The sequence below is a fragment of the Methylomonas koyamae genome (assembly GCF_006483455.1).
GTDB classification, from domain to species: Bacteria; Pseudomonadota; Gammaproteobacteria; order Methylococcales; family Methylomonadaceae; genus Methylomonas; species Methylomonas koyamae_B.
Window position 1 is genome coordinate 23123 of the sequence record NZ_PPPU01000001.1, and the last position, 16508, is coordinate 39630.

General features: G+C 56.0%; 17 protein-coding genes. 2 read left to right on the top strand and 15 right to left on the bottom strand.

Annotation, left to right across the window (positions count from 1 at the left end):
- Positions 1–71 precede the first annotated feature (71 nt).
- From C2U68_RS00095 to ccmA, 11 genes are all read right to left on the bottom strand, one after another.
- Complete coding sequence (locus C2U68_RS00095) at positions 72–2300, bottom strand: PKD domain-containing protein (protein WP_140910470.1); 2229 nt, start codon at positions 2298–2300, stop codon at positions 72–74.
- Positions 2301–2594: 294 nt separating this feature from the next.
- Positions 2595–3974: an oxygen-independent coproporphyrinogen III oxidase gene (hemN, locus tag C2U68_RS00100; RefSeq protein WP_186289451.1), complete on the bottom strand. Its 1380-nt coding sequence runs from the start codon at positions 3972–3974 to the stop codon at positions 2595–2597.
- Positions 3974–5191 (bottom strand): c-type cytochrome biogenesis protein CcmI, encoded by a 1218-nt coding sequence (ccmI, locus tag C2U68_RS00105; RefSeq protein ID WP_140910472.1) that lies wholly within the window; start codon positions 5189–5191, stop codon positions 3974–3976. The genes hemN and ccmI overlap by 1 nt, the downstream gene beginning before the upstream one ends.
- Positions 5188–5643 carry a cytochrome c-type biogenesis protein CcmH gene (locus tag C2U68_RS00110; RefSeq protein ID WP_140910473.1) on the bottom strand — a complete coding sequence of 152 codons (456 nt, stop codon included), beginning with the start codon at positions 5641–5643 and terminating at the stop codon, positions 5188–5190. The genes ccmI and C2U68_RS00110 overlap by 4 nt, the downstream gene beginning before the upstream one ends.
- Positions 5640–6170, bottom strand: coding sequence for a DsbE family thiol:disulfide interchange protein (locus C2U68_RS00115; protein ID WP_140910474.1), 531 nt, complete (start codon positions 6168–6170; stop codon positions 5640–5642). Before C2U68_RS00115 ends, C2U68_RS00110 begins: the two co-directional genes overlap by 4 nt.
- Complete coding sequence (locus C2U68_RS00120) at positions 6167–8113, bottom strand: heme lyase CcmF/NrfE family subunit (protein ID WP_140910475.1); 1947 nt, start codon at positions 8111–8113, stop codon at positions 6167–6169. Before C2U68_RS00120 ends, C2U68_RS00115 begins: the two co-directional genes overlap by 4 nt.
- On the bottom strand, positions 8110–8544 hold the full coding sequence (gene ccmE, locus C2U68_RS00125; protein ID WP_140910476.1) for a cytochrome c maturation protein CcmE: 435 nt from the start codon (positions 8542–8544) through the stop codon (positions 8110–8112). The genes C2U68_RS00120 and ccmE overlap by 4 nt, the downstream gene beginning before the upstream one ends.
- On the bottom strand, positions 8541–8708 hold the full coding sequence (ccmD, locus tag C2U68_RS00130; protein WP_140910477.1) for a heme exporter protein CcmD: 168 nt from the start codon (positions 8706–8708) through the stop codon (positions 8541–8543). The genes ccmE and ccmD overlap by 4 nt, the downstream gene beginning before the upstream one ends.
- A complete protein-coding gene (locus C2U68_RS00135; RefSeq protein ID WP_140910478.1) occupies positions 8705–9466 on the bottom strand; it encodes a heme ABC transporter permease in 762 nt (253 codons plus the stop codon). The genes ccmD and C2U68_RS00135 overlap by 4 nt, the downstream gene beginning before the upstream one ends.
- Positions 9466–10140, bottom strand: coding sequence for a heme exporter protein CcmB (gene ccmB / locus C2U68_RS00140; protein ID WP_140910479.1), 675 nt, complete (start codon positions 10138–10140; stop codon positions 9466–9468). Before ccmB ends, C2U68_RS00135 begins: the two co-directional genes overlap by 1 nt.
- The gene (gene ccmA, locus C2U68_RS00145) at positions 10131–10763 is read right to left on the bottom strand and encodes a cytochrome c biogenesis heme-transporting ATPase CcmA (RefSeq protein WP_140910480.1); all 633 of its coding nucleotides are present in this window, start codon (positions 10761–10763) and stop codon (positions 10131–10133) included. The genes ccmB and ccmA overlap by 10 nt, the downstream gene beginning before the upstream one ends.
- 153 nt (positions 10764–10916) lie before the next feature.
- Here ccmA and purE point away from each other — a divergent pair, with 153 nt between their 5' ends.
- Both purE and C2U68_RS00155 read left to right on the top strand, forming a co-directional pair.
- The gene (gene purE, locus C2U68_RS00150; protein WP_140910481.1) at positions 10917–11414 is read left to right on the top strand and encodes a 5-(carboxyamino)imidazole ribonucleotide mutase; all 498 of its coding nucleotides are present in this window, start codon (positions 10917–10919) and stop codon (positions 11412–11414) included.
- The gene (locus tag C2U68_RS00155; protein ID WP_140910482.1) at positions 11411–12505 is read left to right on the top strand and encodes a 5-(carboxyamino)imidazole ribonucleotide synthase; all 1095 of its coding nucleotides are present in this window, start codon (positions 11411–11413) and stop codon (positions 12503–12505) included. Before purE ends, C2U68_RS00155 begins: the two co-directional genes overlap by 4 nt.
- Before the next feature lie 111 nt (positions 12506–12616).
- Here the strand turns inward: C2U68_RS00155 and C2U68_RS00160 are convergent, their stop codons facing one another.
- The 4 genes from C2U68_RS00160 to rpsA all read right to left on the bottom strand — a co-directional run bounded on the left by C2U68_RS00160 (position 12617) and on the right by rpsA (position 16466).
- Positions 12617–13345 (bottom strand): esterase family protein, encoded by a 729-nt coding sequence (locus tag C2U68_RS00160; RefSeq protein ID WP_140910483.1) that lies wholly within the window; start codon positions 13343–13345, stop codon positions 12617–12619.
- 3 nt (positions 13346–13348) lie between these two features.
- Positions 13349–14308: an acetylxylan esterase gene (locus tag C2U68_RS00165; RefSeq protein WP_140910484.1), complete on the bottom strand. Its 960-nt coding sequence runs from the start codon at positions 14306–14308 to the stop codon at positions 13349–13351.
- A 123-nt stretch (positions 14309–14431) separates the two neighbouring features.
- A complete protein-coding gene (locus C2U68_RS00170; protein WP_054759678.1) occupies positions 14432–14737 on the bottom strand; it encodes an integration host factor subunit beta in 306 nt (101 codons plus the stop codon).
- 67 nt (positions 14738–14804) lie between these two features.
- On the bottom strand, positions 14805–16466 hold the full coding sequence (gene rpsA / locus C2U68_RS00175) for a 30S ribosomal protein S1 (RefSeq protein WP_140910485.1): 1662 nt from the start codon (positions 16464–16466) through the stop codon (positions 14805–14807).
- Positions 16467–16508: the final 42 nt, after the last annotated feature.

Genomic DNA, 16508 nt, shown 5'->3' on the forward strand with positions numbered 1-16508 from the left:
TGTTGACACCTTGACGAAAAAAAGGCGCCGTGATCGCGGCGCCTTTTGCTGTTGCGGACTTGGTTTCCGGCCTACCAGCTAAAACTAGCGGACACTTGGCCGCTGCCGTCGTAGCTATAACCGCTCTTAACGACATTGGTCACGGTAAACGCGCAGGTTCCGGACGAATTCACCGGTAAGTTCGCACTACTGAGACTGGCGGTACCGGTCGTACCGGTGGTAGCCGAGGTAACACCGGTTACCGTAGTCGAGCCGCTGCTGGTTTTCACCGACCCGCTCCAACTTCCGTAGAGGGTTGCGCCGGAAACGGCAGAAACACCGTCATTGATAGTCACCGTTGCCACGCATTGCGCCTTGTTTTTCCCCACCAGCCGCCGTGTCACCTTGGTGCTGGCGGCTTTCATGCTAAGCGCCACTGGCGCTTGAGCTACCGAGATGACTTGACTGGCACTGCCTTTCAAGCCGCTGCTGTCGGTCACCGTCAAGGTGGCATTGTAAGTTCCGGGCGTGTTGTAGACATGGCTGACGCTGGCGGAATTGCTGTTTGGCGTACCGTCACCGAAATTCCAGGCGTAAGCGGTGATCGAGCCATCCTGATCGACCGAGCCGGTACCATTCAAACTCACGGTCAGCGGCGCACTACCGCTGGTCGGCAAAGCCGAAATCACGGCAGTCGGCGCTATCGTTGTGGCACCGCTTTTCGGATAAGTACCGGTAATCAGGTATTGGCCGACACTGGCATAGTCAGAGTATCCGGTAGTCAAGTCGCCGTAGCCAATGCCGTCAATTTGCAGAAAATACTGGCCCGGCGCCAGGGTCGCCGCCAATGAAGCCGACAAGCTGTCCGCCGGGTTTGCGCTAGCCAGGACGGTGCCGGAACTGGTCATCAACTTTAACGAAATATCCAGATTGGCTGATACCGCCCCGGAGGCGGCGTTGAATTGCACATTGCCGCCATCGGTATAGAAACTGAATACATCGAGATCGGTACGGCTCTCGATAATGCCAATTTGCAATACCGCGCCAGCGCTGCCGGACAGCGGCGCCGCAGTGGCTGGCGTTCCACCGAAATCGTCGGCGCGTTGCGGCGCACCCGCCGCCACGATCACAGCAATATCGTCTTGCTGGTTATTGGCGTCCGGATATTCGCCCTTGCTCCATTGAGTTACCGGTTGGTAATAGCCGACCCCCATAATTGGCGCCCAACCGGTGGCCCCGCTGCCCTGGCCCGCATAGTAACTGCTGCTGGAGGTACCGTCGTGAGTCAAATTCAGAGCGTGGCCCACTTCGTGCGAAACGGCATCGGCGACATATCTCGGATTGCCGCCGCCCAACTTATCGAAAAACACCCAGACTGGGTTGTAATAGTCGGGACTGCTCGACGAATAATAGGAAAACACATTGATGTAGGCAACACCGCCGCAGGCTTGGCTGCAAAGCTCGGGCATCGATTGCGTGATCGCGGCACGAATACCATACACGGCGTCCGAACTACTGGTGCGCTGCAGCGCTGCGGCCGCGGGTTCCTGCGTCGTCACATCCACATCGAAAGGCGCGTAATCCTCCGCCACCCGCTGCCAAATTTCGCGAATATTGTTCTGTTCCGCACTGCTAAAACCGGATGGATTACCATCGGTATCATAGGCCTTGGCATTCAACGTACCGTTGTACCAAGCGCTGTTGCTGGCCTGGTAGCCGTTAAAATCCAGATATATGGTGCGGTTCGATCCGGGTTTACTATGGAGCGTAAATGGATCCGCACTCGCCGCTGCCGTTGCGTTGAACGTATCGGTTCCGGCGGCAGTGGTAGCGTAAGCGCCGGTGACACCGGCAATCCGGCTCTCCGGCAAAGGGGTCGGCTCATGCGCGGCATCGATGTACAACAAGTGGCCGCTTTGGTCGATCCAAGCGCTAGAGTCGGTACGTAAGATCGATTGCAAACGCTCTGCCGACATGCCGTAGTGTTCGGCAACCCCAGGTAATTGATCGCCTAAAGCTTCGATCGCAGCCTGGCCGTTGACTTTTTCCTTAAGCGTAAGTTTGGGAAACGGCATTTCAGTAGCATCGGTACTACCTGCCCCAATCTGATTTTGGGCCAGCGCGTCAGCCGTTTCAGTCCCAATCGCGCTTTGTTGCCCGGAACCGTTCAATCCCGACACGAAAGCTTGGTAACGGCCATCGCTGAGCTGCTTCAAGCCATAGTTATAGCCGGCTAGCGTTTGTTCCGCCGCTTCGCGGCTTGGAAAATAAAGCGGCACAGTTAAAAGATTGGCGGCGATTAGGGAAGCGGTTAGTGACATGAGATTTCCTGATTTACTTTATAGAATCGGCAGCATGCGAGTCCCTGTGGCCTGATATGGCCATGGGCAAAGTCGGATAGTTTTCGAGCCTTTTGGCAGGCAGATACAAACCATCTCGCTTTGAGGGGTCAGCTCAAAAAGCTATCGAATTTACAGATGAAAAGTGAAAGAAAACCTACATAAAGCATTAAGATCCGATGAAAATCGGTTTCCGGACCGGAGATGGGCAATCATTGCGGAAGATTTTCGGCACAGCCTTGACCGAAAAATCCGCAACGTTGGAATCGAAACGAGTCAAATGACTCGGGAGAATTGTGGTTGTTTCTGCACCAGATACTTGTCAAACACCATGCAGATATTGCGGATCAGCAGGCGGCCGGCGCTGGATACTTGAATGCCGGCGGCGGTTAAATCCAACAAACCGTCCGTTTTCATCGGCTGCAGGTTTGCCAATTCGGCGGCGAAATAGTCGTTAAAGACGATACCGAATTCCCGTTCGATGTGTTCGAAACTCAGCTCGAAATGGCAAATCAGTTGGGTAATCACGGCCCGGCGCAGTTTGTCGTCGTCGTCCAGATCCACGCCACGAAACACCGGCAATTTACCTTGCGCGATGGCTGCGTCGTATTCGTCCAGTTCCTTGTAATTTTGCATGTAGGCGTCGCCGACCCGACCGATCGAGGTCACGCCCAAGCCGACCAAATCGCAGTCGGAATGGGTGGAGTAGCCCTGGAAGTTGCGGTAAAGCTTGCCCTCGCGTTGGGCCACGGCCAACTCGTCGTCCGGTTTGGCGAAATGGTCCATGCCGATGTAGACATAACCAGCATCGGTCAGTTTTTGGCCGACCATTTGCAAAATCTCCAGTTTCGCCGCCGGCGACGGCAAGGCCGCTTCGTCGATTTGGCGCTGAGTTTTGAAACGGCTGGGCATGTGGGCGTAATTGAAAATCGAAAACCGGTCCGGGGCATAGGCCAACACCTGATCCAGGGTATCGGCAAAGCTGCGCACGGTTTGTAACGGCAAGCCGTAAATCAGATCGATATTGGTGGAGCGGAAGCCTTCCTTACGCGCCGCTGCCAGCACCGCGAAGGTTTGTTCCTTGCTTTGCAGCCGGTTGACGGCTTTTTGCACGTCCGGATCGAAGTCCTGCAAACCGAGGCTGATGCGATTGAATCCCAAGGCTCTTAGCTCGGCGATGGTGCGGTGGTCGGTTTCGCGCGGGTCGACTTCGATCGAATACTCGCCGCTATCGTCACTGTGCAGATTGAAATTGGCCCGAGTCGTGTCCATCAACCGCCGCATTTGCTCGGCGTTCAAAAAGGTCGGCGTTCCGCCGCCCCAATGCAATTGGTTGACCGGCCGGCTCCGATCGAACAGCGCCCCCTGCATCTCGATCTCCTGGCACAGATTGTCCAGATACGGCAGCGCATGGGCGCGGTTTTTGGTGACGATCTTGTTGCAGGCGCAATAAAAACAGACGGTGTCGCAGAACGGAATATGGAAGTACAGCGACAGCGGCCCGCCGGCGGCATTGGATTTTTCGATATGCCGCCGGTATTCGACCTCGCCGAAGCCTTCGTGCAACTCCAATGCGGTCGGATACGAGGTATAGCGCGGGCCGGACTTGTCGTAGCGTTTGATCAAGTCCAGATCGAATTTTATCGATTGATCCATTATTTCAGTTCCTGATCGATAGTCACGCTGACGGCCGCCGTCGGCGATCCATCCAGATTGACTTCGGCGCTGCCGACCAGATCGCCCGGTTGCGGCATCGCGTTACCGGATTTGGATATGCGGGCAACGATACGCAGTTGTTTGAAATCGGCCAGATGGGTTTGCGGCTGCATGGCCATGCTGTCGTTGAGTACGGCTTGCAGCGGCAGGTCTTTTACCTGTTGCTTGACGATAGCCAACGGCATTTTCGGACCGCTCAGGGCCTGGGCGTAAACGAATAGCGTGTCGTCCGGTTTTGCCTTGGTTTTCAGCTCGTCAGACAGGGCGGCATCGATTTTAATTTCGACCGGGGTCGTGGCAGGCGTACCGGCAGTGCCTTGCTGGGTTTCAGCCTCCGCCATCGCAATCATTTTCTGCAATTGCTGCCGGGTTTCGTCTTGCTCCGGCAACATGGCCGACAGTTTTTGCCAATAGGCAATGGCTTGGGCAAAGTCGCCTTCCTCGGCCTTGGCCATGCCGCCCAGCCACAGGGCAGTGTGGTCTTCCGGCACCAGAGTTAATGCCTGATAGACCAGTGCGGCCGGTTCGCCGCGCATCTGGCCGTTACGCGCCATCGACAAGGCGTCGGCATAGTGCAGCATCACCGCCGGTTCGTTCGGTTTACGCCGGTTCAATTCGGCGAACGCTTGGGCGGCGCTATCGTATTGTTGCATGTACAAATAGGCCCGACCCAACATCATCCAGCCCTCAAGATCGTCCGGTTGTTGTTGCAGGCGCTGTGCCAACGCGGCGACCATATTCTGCACATTATCGGCTGCTTTAGCCTGATTTTGCGCCAGTTCAGCCTTGGCAAGCGCTTGCGGCTCGCCCAGCGTCAGGTAGAGAAACAAGCTCAATACAGGCACCGCCAGGCCAAGCAGCGGAATCACCCAGCGCCCGGTTCCGGGCCTGAGCGCAGCCTTAGCCGGTGCGTCTTGCTGGATTTCATCCAATAAAGCCAGTTGCAATTCCTGGTACTGAGCATCGAACTGGCTTTGGGTCAGTACGCCGTCTTGCAGTTGCTGTTTCAGTTCGGCCAATTGTTGCCGGGCGATGGCTTTATTGCGGGTTTCGCCGTCGGCATCATGCAAGGGCGCGGTTTTAAATAGAGGCGGCAACAAAATGGCCAAAGCCACAGCCACTAATCCGGCTATCGCCAGCCAAAACTCGATAGTCACGCGTCGTCACCCTGTTCCAGAATTTTTTTCAATTTCTCCCGCTCGGCAGCCGACAATTCCTTATCCGCACTGGCGCCTTTGGCGCACAAAGTCCAAACCACGGCCAGACCCAAGACCAGGAACAACACCGGCCCCAGCCAGAGCAAAAATGTTTTCAGTTTGAACGCCGGTTTATACATGACGAAATCGCCGTAACGCTCGGTCATGAAATTGACCACGTCCTGCTGCGATTTGCCTTGTTGCAGCATTTCGTAGACTTGGCGGCGCAGGTCCTTGGCCAGGTCGGCGTTGGAGTCGGCGATGGTCTGGTTCTGGCAGACCAGACAGCGCAGCTCATTGATCAGGCTCTGGTAGGCCTGCTCCTGTTCCGGTTGCTTGAAGTCGCGGTATTCGATGTCGGCCCTGGCCTGAACCAGGTGCAACGACAACATCAGGATCAGCCAATATTTCATGCGCTTTCCGCCTCTAGTTGTTGAATCAGCGGTAAAAACAGTTTTTCCAGATCGCCGGCTTGAATCGGTCCGGTATGTTTGTAACGCACCACACCGCGCTTATCGATAACAAAAGTCTCCGGCACGCCGTAAACGCCGTAATCGATGCCGGTACGACCTTCGCTATCCATCACGCTGACCGTGTAGGGGTTGCCCTGCCTTGCCAGCCAGCCCTGGGCAGCGTCGGCCTGATCTTTATAATTCAGTCCGACCAGCGTGACTTTGTTCAGTTTGGCCAACTGGTTCAACAGCGGATGTTCTTCCCGGCACGAGACGCACCAGGAGGCCCAGACGTTGAGCAGCCAGACTTTGCCTTTCAAGTCGGCCTGACTCAGACTCCGCTCCGGCGTTGCCAGAATCGGCAACGTGAAAGCCGGCGCCGGTTTGTCGATCAACGGCGACGGGATTTCCCGCGGGTTCAATTTCAAGCCTATCGCCAGAAATACCGACAAGGCGATAAACAGTAGTAGCGGCAATAAATATTTCATCGATTTTCAGCGGTTTGTTTACTCGACAACCGATAGCGGCGATCGCAGGCAGCCAGCAACCCGCCCAATGCCATGAACACGCCGCCCAGCCAGATCCAGCGGATGAAGGCTTTATAATAGACTCGCAAACTCCAGGCGCCCTGCTCTCCCAACGGTTCGCCCAAGGCCACGAACAAATCCCGAAACAGGCCGGCATCGATCGCAGCCTCGGTCATCGGCATGGTTTGCACCCGGTACACGCGCTTTTGCGGCGCCAACTCGGCGACGGTTTCTCCGTTATGACTGACGGTCAAATGGCCTTGTTCGGCGCGGTAGTTCGGGCCGTCGCTCGCGGTGACGCCGTGAAACTGGAACACGTAACCGAATAGATCCAGCGTTTCCTCCGGCGCCAGACGCACGTCGCGTTCGATGCTGTAGACCGACGTGAAGCTGATGCCGATCACGAACACCGCGATCCCGATATGTGCCAAGGTCATGCCGTAAAAGCCGGCCGGAATTTGCTTCAAGCGCTGCCAGGACCAGCTTTGCAGGCGTTGTTTAAAGGCAAAAGCGCTGACGGCCAGAGTCCACAACGCAAGGGCCACGCCCAACGCGGCGCCCCAGGAGTAAAACGGCATCGCCAACGGTGCCAGCAAGGCGATGCCGATGCAGCCGGCAATCAAACCGCGCAGGCGCGCGCCTAACGCTTTGATATCGTCGCTCTTCCAGCGCAGCAACACGCCGATCCCGACCACCAAAGCCAGCGGCGCCATCAACGGGATGAACACGGCATTGAAATACGGCGGACCGACCGACAATTTACCCAGGCCCAATGCATCGACCACCAGCGGATACAGCGTGCCGAGCAGAATGCTGGCGGCGGTTACGACCAGCAAAACGTTATTGACCAGCAATACCGACTCTTTCGAAACCAGTTCGAAGCGGGCGTAGCTTTTGACCTGCGGCGCGCGGATCGCGTAAAGCAGCAACGAACCGCCGACCACCACACCCAGAAAAATCAGGATGAACAAACCGCGGGCCGGATCGCTGGCGAAAGCATGTACCGAGGTCAACACGCCGGAGCGCACCAAAAAGGTACCCAGCAGACTCAACGAGAAGGCGAAAATCGCCAGCAGCACGGTCCAGGTCTTGAACGCGCCGCGTTTTTCGGTGGCGGCCAAGGAATGGATCAATGCAGTACCGACCAACCAGGGCATGAACGAAGCGTTCTCGACCGGATCCCAAAACCACCAGCCGCCCCAGCCCAGTTCGTAGTAAGCCCACCAACTGCCTAGCGTGATACCCAGCGTCAAAAACATCCAGGCCACATTGGTCCAGGGCCGCGACCAGCGCGCCCAGGCCGAATCCAGGCGTCCCTCCAGCAGCGCGGCAATCGAAAAAGCGAAGGCTACCGAAAAGCCGACATAGCCCATGTACAGCATCGGCGGATGAATCGCCAAGCCGGGATCCTGCAACAACGGATTCAGGTCTCGGCCTTCGGCCGGTGCCGGAAACAGGCGTTCGAACGGATTGGAAGTCAACAGCAAAAACAATATGAAGCCGACGCTGACCAAGCCCATCACACCCAGCACCCGAGCCCGGGTGGGATCGGGAATCCGGGCGCTGAAGGCGGCGACCAAGCCGGTCCAGATCGACAAGGCCAATGCCCACAGCAGCAAGGAGCCTTCGTGTGCGCCCCAAACGCCGGAGATCAGGTACAAAAACGGCAGTTCGGTATTGGAGTTTTGGGCGACATAGGCCACCGAAAAGTCGTGGCTGATAAAGGCATAGGTCAAACAGCCGTAGGCCAGCGCCATGAACGCCAACTGACCGAATGCGGCCGGCCGGGCGACATGGACCCAGCCGCTAACGGCCTTGCCGGCCCCGAATATGGGCAGCGTGCCTTGAACCAGCGCCATGCATAGCGCCAGGATCAGCGCGAAATGGCCGATTTCCGGGATCATGGTTGCTCCGCCGGTTTCTTCAGACTACCCGCCACTTCCGGCGGCATGTAATTCTCGTCGTGTTTGGCCAGGACTTCCTCGGCGACGAATACGCCGCGATTATCCAGCCGGCCTTTGGCGACGATGCCCTGCCCCTCGCGGAACAAGTCCGGCAAGATGCCGGAATATTCCACCGCGACCTCCTGGCTGAAATCGCTTAGTTTGAAACGCACCAGCAAGTCGGCGTTGGGCCGCTGCACGCTGCCTTTGACGACCATGCCGCCCAGCCGGAATACCGCATTGTTTGGCGCCTTACCGGCGACGACGTCGCTGGTCGAGAAGAAATACATCAGATTTTCGTTGAATGCCTTCAACGCAAAAAAAGCCGCCAAGCCCAGGCCGGCCAACATTAACAGGATTAACAGCAGGCGCTGTTTGCGGATCGGTTTCATTTGGACTGCGCGCGTTTTTGTTTGATGGCCAGTTGCCGGAATAATTGTTTGCGTTGCCAGACCGGCCACACCAGGTTCGCGGCCAACACCAGCGCCGTGACGCCGTATGCCGGCCAGACATAAGCGGCGTAACCGCCCATGTACCAAAAGCTGTCCCAACTCATGCCTGTTTCTCCAACATGTTTTTCACCCATTGCGACGAGGTTTCCCGTTTCAGCAATTCCAGCTTGGCCGCCTGCAATACCGCAATCAGGTAGTAAAACTTGAACGCGATCGCCATCAGCAACAGCGGCACCAGCATCGTAATGTGAATCGACGGTTTATCCAGTTTGCTGACCGTCGCCGGCTGATGCAGCGTATTCCACCATTCCACCGAATAGTGGATGATCGGAATATTGACCACGCCGACCAAAGCCAGGATAGACACCGCTCGGGCGGCGCTGCGTTTGTCCTCGATCGCACCGTACAAGCTGATCACGCCCAGATACAGGAACAGTAGGATCAGCTCCGAGGTGAGCCTCGCATCCCAAACCCACCAGGTACCCCACATCGGCTTGCCCCAAAGGGACCCGGTCACCAGCGCGACGAAGGTAAAGCCGGCGCCGATCGGGGCGCTGCTGATCAGCATTACCTCGGCCAGTTTCATCCGCCAAATCAGAGCAATGCCGCCCATTACCGCCATCATTACGTAGACGAACAAGGACATCCAGGCCGCCGGCACATGGATGTAAATGATCCGGTAGCTGTCGCCCTGTTGGTAGTCGGTGGGTGCCAGATACAAGCCGCCATACAGGCCGGCGCCGAGCAAAAGCAGAAAAACGGCCGTCAGCCAAGGGATGAAACGGTCGGCCAGCGCGTAAAAATGCGGCGGCGAAGAAGTACGGTGAAAAAACCGGCTGACCGGCGCGGGTATCCAGGACATCAATTAACACTCATTTTTAACGCAATGGAAGTCGGCAACGGCGCCAGGGCCAGCGCCGCCAGCAACATCGCCAACAAAATATTCAACTGGGCGCCGACCGGCAATCCGCCGGCGGCACGATCGACCGCGCCGCTGGCGAATATCAACACCGGCACGTATAACGGCAACACCAGCAAAGACAACAACATACCGCCGCGGCGCAGACCGACCGTCAAGGCCACGCCGATAGCCCCGATCAGGCTCAATAACGGAGTAGCTAAGATCAATGTCAGCCATAAAGTTCCCATCGCCTGCTCGGGAAGCCCCAAGAACAAGGCCAGCAGCGGCGCGACCAGCAACAGCGGCAGCCCGCTGACCAGCCAATGGGCGACGATTTTGCCCAACACCAACACCGACAAGGCATGCGGGCTAAGCAGCATTTGCTCCAACGAGCCGTCTTCGAAATCGCTGCGGAACAGGCTATCCAGCGACAGCAAGGTCGCCAGCAAGGCCGACACCCAAATCACGCCCGGCGCCATCGCTTGCAACAAATTGGGTTGGGCGCCGATCGCCAGCGGAAACAAGGTCACCACCAGCACAAAGAAAAACAGCGGATTGGCCATTTCGGCGCGGCGGCGGAACGCCAGCAGCAAATCGCGGCGGATGATAGCCATAAAGGCGCGGATCAATGGCATGCTTGTAGGCGGATACGTTTCAGATTCAGGTCCGCCATGCGCAGATCGTGGTGCGAGGTCAGTACCGCCATACCGCCGTGGCTGATGTGGTCGGCGATCAGCGACTCGATCAAGGCGATACCCTGTTTATCCAGCGAAGTGAAAGGTTCGTCGAGTATCCACAACACATTTTGGGTGATCAACAAGCGAGCCAAAGACAGGCGCCGTTTTTGCCCGGCGGACAGCGTGTGCACCGGATTGTCGTCGAAACCGGCCAGTTTGACTTTGTCCAGCGCGTGGTCGATTTGGTACTTGCCAGGACTGCCCAATGCCAACGCGAATTTGAGATTTTCCAATACCGTCAGTTCCTTTTTGGTGCCGTCGGCATGGCCGACGTAGGCCATATCCCGGTAATAAGAGCTTTGCTCGGCCGGCTGGCCGCACCAGATGATCCGGCCGGAATCGGCTTCGCGCAATCCGCACAGGATGCGCAGCAGCGTGGTCTTGCCGCTGCCGTTGGCGCCTTCCAGTAACAGCGACTGCCCGGCCTGCACCTCGAAATTCAATGCCGAAAACAACAAGCGTTCGTCGCGAAAGCAGGATAAGTCCCTGACTTCCAGCGTCGCATGTTGCACGTTTTCCATTCTACTGTCCCTAGGTTCGGTGGTTCGAGTCATAAGAGGGGCGCTATCTTAACACTAACCGCGGCCCGCTTCCCAACTTGGGGACCGAGAAAATCGCGCTAATTATGCGATAATCGGCCGGATACGATTTATGGCAAACACCGGAGATTTTGCATGACCGCATTGATAGGCATCATCATGGGTTCCACATCCGACTGGGAAACCATGCAGCATGCTGCGCAGACCTTGGAGCATCTGGACATTCCCCACGAAGTGGAAGTGGTATCGGCGCACCGGACCCCCGACAAACTGTTTCGCTACGCCGAAACCGCCGAGAGCAAAGGTCTGGAAGTCATTATTGCCGGCGCCGGCGGCGCGGCGCATTTACCGGGTATGACTGCGGCTAAAACCGCATTGCCGGTGTTGGGAGTGCCGGTCCAGTCCAAAGCTTTAAACGGCATGGATTCACTATTGTCCATCGTGCAAATGCCGGCAGGGATTCCGGTCGGCACCCTGGCCATCGGCAAGGCCGGCGCCATCAATGCCGCGCTGCTGGCCGCTGCCATTATCAGCAACAAGCACCCGCAATACCGGGCCGCGCTGGATGCCTACCGCCAACAACAAACCGACAGCGTCATCGCGACTCCCGACCCGCGTCAGGTGGCCGGATGAAGGTTGGCATTCTGGGTGGCGGCCAACTCGCCAGGATGATTGCGCTGGCCGGCTATCCGCTGGGCCTGAAGTTCATCGTCCTCGATCCCGATGCCAACGCCGGAGCCGGCGGCTTGAGCGAGCATTTGCTCGGCGCTTACGACGACCCTGCTCTATTGGCCGAATTGGCCGAAAAAGCCGATGTGGTGACCTACGAATTCGAGAACGTGCCGGCCCACGTTGCCGAATTCTTGTCCAGCCACACGCTAGTCTATCCGCCGGCCGGCGCCTTGGCCGTGGCGCAAGACCGTTTGCTGGAAAAAAACTTCTTCCGCGAATTGGGTATCGGCACCGCGCCGTTTGCCGCGATCGATAGCCTAACAGACTTGCAAGCGGCGATGGCGGATATCCGCTATCCGGCCATTTTGAAAAGCCGGCGCATGGGCTATGACGGCAAAGGCCAGGCCGTATTGCGGTCGGAAGCCGATCTGGCTCCTGCCTGGGACAGCATGCAGGGTGCGGCTGCTATTGTCGAAGGCTTCGTCGATTTCCAACGCGAAGTCTCGATCATTGCCGCCCGCAGTCCGTCCGGCGAAATCGCTTATTACCCGCTCTCGGAAAACCGACACCGCGGCGGAATTTTGCGCATCGCCGAATGCCGCGACAAAGATCCGGCGCAATCGCTGGCCGAAGACTACGTCAGGCGCCTGTTGGAAAAACTCGATTATGTCGGCGTCGTTGCGCTGGAATTGTTCGATGCCGGCGATGCATTGCTGGCCAACGAATTCGCGCCCAGGGTCCACAATTCCGGCCATTGGACTATCGAAGGCAGCGAAACCAGCCAATTCGAAAACCATTTACGTGCGATTTTAAACCTGCCGTTGGGTTCGACCGCACCGCGCGGTTACGCCGCCATGGTCAATTTCATCGGCGGCCTCGCCGACGACGGCCAAGTGCTGGGCATCGCCAACGCCCACCTGCATTTGTACGACAAAGCGCCGCGCAAGGGTCGCAAAGTGGCGCACGCGACCATACGCACCGACTCGGAAGCCGCTTACCGCGCGGGCTTGCAACAGTTGGCCGATCTGGCCGCTGCCACCGACGATTCCTGAGCAGTTGCCTGCCGCCGGTCGGCTGTCAGCCGAAGTAATTGTTTTTGGCAACCGAATCGATGGAGACCATGCGATTTGAGCCGAAGTGTCGGAACCAGACTCGCCCGGAGCTCACAGATACAGCGGCGCCATGCGCCGCCAATAATGGCCTTGGTGTGCCCGCCCTTCCCATTCGTATAACGCGTGCGGCACGCTTTTTTCGGCCAACACCCGGCTCAATGCGTGGTTATTGGCCAAGAACGGATCCTGTTTACCGATCACCAAGGTAATTTCCATCCGCCGGATAGCCCACAATTGCGCCTCGCAGGCCAGATTAGGCAAAAAATGGCTCGGCGTGTGGAAATAAATATTTTCGTCGTAATAGCCGTCGAACAGGTTTTTGAAACATTCGACTTCCAACGTCAAATCAAATCGGCCGGAAAATGCCACTAATTTCCTGAACAAGTGCGGATGGCGAAATGCAATGTTGGCGGCATGAAAAGCCCCCAAGCTACAACCGTGCGCAATCACACAAGGGTGCGGATTTTTCAGTGCCATGAACGGCATGATCTCGTTCAACACATAGTCTTCGAAGTCTATGTGCCGCTGAATGCGGTCTTGCGGTTTACGCCAAAAACAGTAAAAGGTCTCGTGGTCGATACTATCGACGCAATAAAGCTGTATGTAGCCAGCCTCTATTTTGTTACGCAGCCGTTCGACGATGCCCAGGTTTTCGTATTCGAAGAAGCGGCCGTCGCGCGTCGGGAAAACCAGGACTTTGGCGCCGGCGTGGCCGAATACCAAAAACTCCATGTCTCTACCCAATCGCGGGCTGTACCAGTGGTGGTATTCGCGGTTCATAACCTATGCCGGCAATACTCCGAAAAATTGCTGCAATTCGGCAACCAATTGCCGATCCTGTTCGTGTTGACGGGGGTATTCGAAATGCCCGGCCTCCAGCACGAACAAACGCTTCTCGCCGGACCAGGCGTTGTAAATTGCAAATTGTCCGGGCGGAGCCACAACCGGATCGAACAACGCAACTGCCGCATGTAAGGGCTGATTGGCATGGCGCGCGGCAACCGCGGCATCGTAATAGGCTAATGTGTCAAAAATATGAGGATGGTATTGGCTGTGCGCCTTCAGCGCAGCGGCACTGCCGCTGCTGGGCAAACTCAAACGCAAAGGTTGGTTGCCGAACGTCGGTACGTTCAAATGCAACCGTTTGATCCTGCGGTCCCACGGTGCAGCCAACGCACCGAGGCCGCCGCCGAAGCTGATTCCCATATAGCCGATACGCTCTGCACATTGCGGATATATAGCCGCCAGAACCGTCACTGCCAGCCAGATATCCTCGACGCAACCGCCAATCACGTACCGATTCCGATCGTCTATCGCATGCAACACGTGTTGGTTAGGCTGTTCCGGCAAATGTCCGTTGCGACTGCGCGAAATACCGCGCATGCAAGGAAACAACAACGCGGCGCCGGCGATTTGCAGATGATAATCCGGTTGATCCCTGCCGCCGTAACCGTGGCCGACGACGATGGCTTGGGTTATGGCTTGATTCTCGGGCTCCAGCAACCAGCCGCCGATCTTGAAATCGTCGGTAGAAAGGTAATGCAAATCGTAGACCCGGTAACCGGCACGAGTAGACTGGTATTCAAGCGAATAATCCGCTGCGATATCGACGGTTCGTTGGTATTTTTCCTGCCAGAAATTGCAAAAATCGAGCGGCTGCTCCGGCGCGGGGACTGTCAGTAAATCGCTAAGGTTAAGACCATATCCCGGATCGTAACTGTAGTTGTGATGAAATAAACTCACTGACGATTACTGTATTTGGATTGCGATCCACAAACGGGATGAGATGAATGGTGATGGCTACTGCCGTCACGTTAGAAGCGTGAAATGAGGGAACGAAGCCAAGCACCCCGTTCCGATTACGGCTTAATCAACGATTTTGTATTTTTCCCTGGAAGCGTCGACCATATCCCGCAACTCCTTTCCAGGCTTGAAATGCGGCACATGCTTTTCTGTCAACGACACCGAATCCCCGGTTTTCGGATTCCGGCCCAGACGGGCGGAACGGTGGTGTAATGAAAAACTGCCAAAGCCTCTGATTTCGATTCGTTCGCCACTGGCCAATGTATCGCTCAAGTGATCGACTACACATCTGACCGCCAATTCCACATCTTTAAGCGCGAGGTGCGGCTGCTTACGCGCCAGCATCTCTATCAATTCTGATTTCGTCACATCCAGCCCTGAATAATCAAAAAAGGGTGGCATGAGTGCACCCATGCCACCCTCGAAGATGGTTTTATTACTTGTCCATTTGTTTAAAGATATCGCCCAACGTTGCAGTACCTGCATTTTGCTGGGAATAATCTTTTATGGCGTTGGATTCTTCTTCGGCATCCTTCGCTTTAATAGACAACGAAATAGACTTGGTCTTTTTATCGACACCGACGAATTTGGCTTCGATTTCGTCGCCGGCTTTCAGCAACTTGCTGGCGTCTTCGACGCGGTCGCGCTGAATTTCGGAAGCTCTCAAATAACCTTCGACATTGTCGGCCAGAGTGACGACGGCGCCTTTGGCATCGACTTCTTTGATGATGCCTTTGACTAAGCTACCTTTCTCATGCAAAGCGATGTAGTTTTGGAAAGGGTCTTGTTCCAGTTGTTTGATGCCGAGAGAGATACGCTCACGCTCGGAATCCACTGCCAAGATAACAGTTTCAACTTCGTCGCCTTTCTTGTAGTTGCGAATCGCTTCTTCGTCGTTCTCGTTCCAGGAAATATCGGACATGTGCACCAAACCGTCGATGCCGCCTTCCAGGCCGATGAAGATACCGAAATCAGTGATCGATTTAATTTTGCCGGAGATTTTGTCGCCTTTGTTATGAGTCGCTGCAAATTCATCCCAAGGATTGGATTTGCATTGTTTCATGCCCAAAGAAATACGGCGGCGTTCTTCGTCGATTTCCAGAACCATGACTTCAACTTCGTCGCCCAACTGAACCACTTTGGACGGGTTGACGTTTTTGTTGGTCCAATCCATTTCGGAAACGTGCACCAAACCTTCGACGCCTTCTTCGATTTCGACGAAGCAACCGTAGTCGGTCAGATTGTTGACCTTACCGAACACGCGAGTGCCGGCTGGGTAACGACGAGCAATGTTTTGCCATGGATCTTCATCCATTTGCTTCATACCCAAGGATACGCGGGTTTTGTCTTTGTCGAATTTCAGGACCTTGACTTTAACTTCCTGGCCGATCTCTACGCACTCGGACGGATGGCGAACGCGACGCCATGCCATATCGGTAATGTGCAACAAGCCGTCGACGCCGCCCAGGTCGATAAACGCACCGTAATCGGTGAGGTTTTTGACGATACCGGTAACAATCGCGCCGTCTTGCAGCGTTTTAACCAATTCTTCGCGCTCTGCGCTGTATTCGCTTTCGACGACAGCACGACGCGACAACACGACGTTGTTACGTTTTTGGTCGATTTTGATGACTTTGAATTCCAGATCGCGGTTTTCCAGGAATGCGGTGTCGCGAATCGGGCGCACGTCAACCAAAGAGCCAGGCAAGAAGGCACGCAATGCGCCAACCGCCACGGTGAAACCACCGCGAACTTTGCCGTTGATGCGACCGATAACGGTCTCTTGGGTTTCGAAAGCTTTTTCCAGTTCCGCCCAGGCTTTACTTTTCTTAGCTTTGTCGCGGGAAAGAAGTGTGGCACCCAGGCCGTCTTCAAATAAATCAAGAGCAACTTCGATCTCGTCACCGATATTGACTTCCAAGTCGCCGTCGGCATTCAGGAATTGCCATTTCGGAATGACACCCTCTGATTTCGCCTGCGTACTGACGATGACAAATTCGTTTTCGATGTCGACAACGGTACCAATCAACATCGCGCCAGGACGCATTTCCGTCTTGGCATAACTCTCTTCAAACAACTCTGCAAAGCTTTCGCCCATCTTTACTTTCCCAAACTTGCCACAACACCAGCAAGTTTTAAC

Coding starts and splice junctions, on each gene's coding strand:
- C2U68_RS00155 (WP_140910482.1), top strand. CDS start 11,411: ATGAAGGTTGGCATTCTGGGTGGCGGCCAACTCGCCAGGATGATTGCG.
- C2U68_RS00120 (WP_140910475.1), bottom strand. CDS start 8,113: ATGATCCCGGAAATCGGCCATTTCGCGCTGATCCTGGCGCTATGCATG.
- purE (WP_140910481.1), top strand. CDS start 10,917: ATGACCGCATTGATAGGCATCATCATGGGTTCCACATCCGACTGGGAA.
- rpsA (WP_140910485.1), bottom strand. CDS start 16,466: ATGGGCGAAAGCTTTGCAGAGTTGTTTGAAGAGAGTTATGCCAAGACG.
- ccmE (WP_140910476.1), bottom strand. CDS start 8,544: ATGAAACCGATCCGCAAACAGCGCCTGCTGTTAATCCTGTTAATGTTG.
- C2U68_RS00110 (WP_140910473.1), bottom strand. CDS start 5,643: ATGAAATATTGGCTGATCCTGATGTTGTCGTTGCACCTGGTTCAGGCC.
- ccmA (WP_140910480.1), bottom strand. CDS start 10,763: ATGGAAAACGTGCAACATGCGACGCTGGAAGTCAGGGACTTATCCTGC.
- ccmB (WP_140910479.1), bottom strand. CDS start 10,140: ATGCCATTGATCCGCGCCTTTATGGCTATCATCCGCCGCGATTTGCTG.
- C2U68_RS00160 (WP_140910483.1), bottom strand. CDS start 13,345: ATGAACCGCGAATACCACCACTGGTACAGCCCGCGATTGGGTAGAGAC.
- hemN (WP_186289451.1), bottom strand. CDS start 3,974: ATGGATCAATCGATAAAATTCGATCTGGACTTGATCAAACGCTACGAC.
- C2U68_RS00095 (WP_140910470.1), bottom strand. CDS start 2,300: ATGTCACTAACCGCTTCCCTAATCGCCGCCAATCTTTTAACTGTGCCG.
- ccmD (WP_140910477.1), bottom strand. CDS start 8,708: ATGAGTTGGGACAGCTTTTGGTACATGGGCGGTTACGCCGCTTATGTC.
- C2U68_RS00135 (WP_140910478.1), bottom strand. CDS start 9,466: ATGTCCTGGATACCCGCGCCGGTCAGCCGGTTTTTTCACCGTACTTCT.
- C2U68_RS00115 (WP_140910474.1), bottom strand. CDS start 6,170: ATGAAATATTTATTGCCGCTACTACTGTTTATCGCCTTGTCGGTATTT.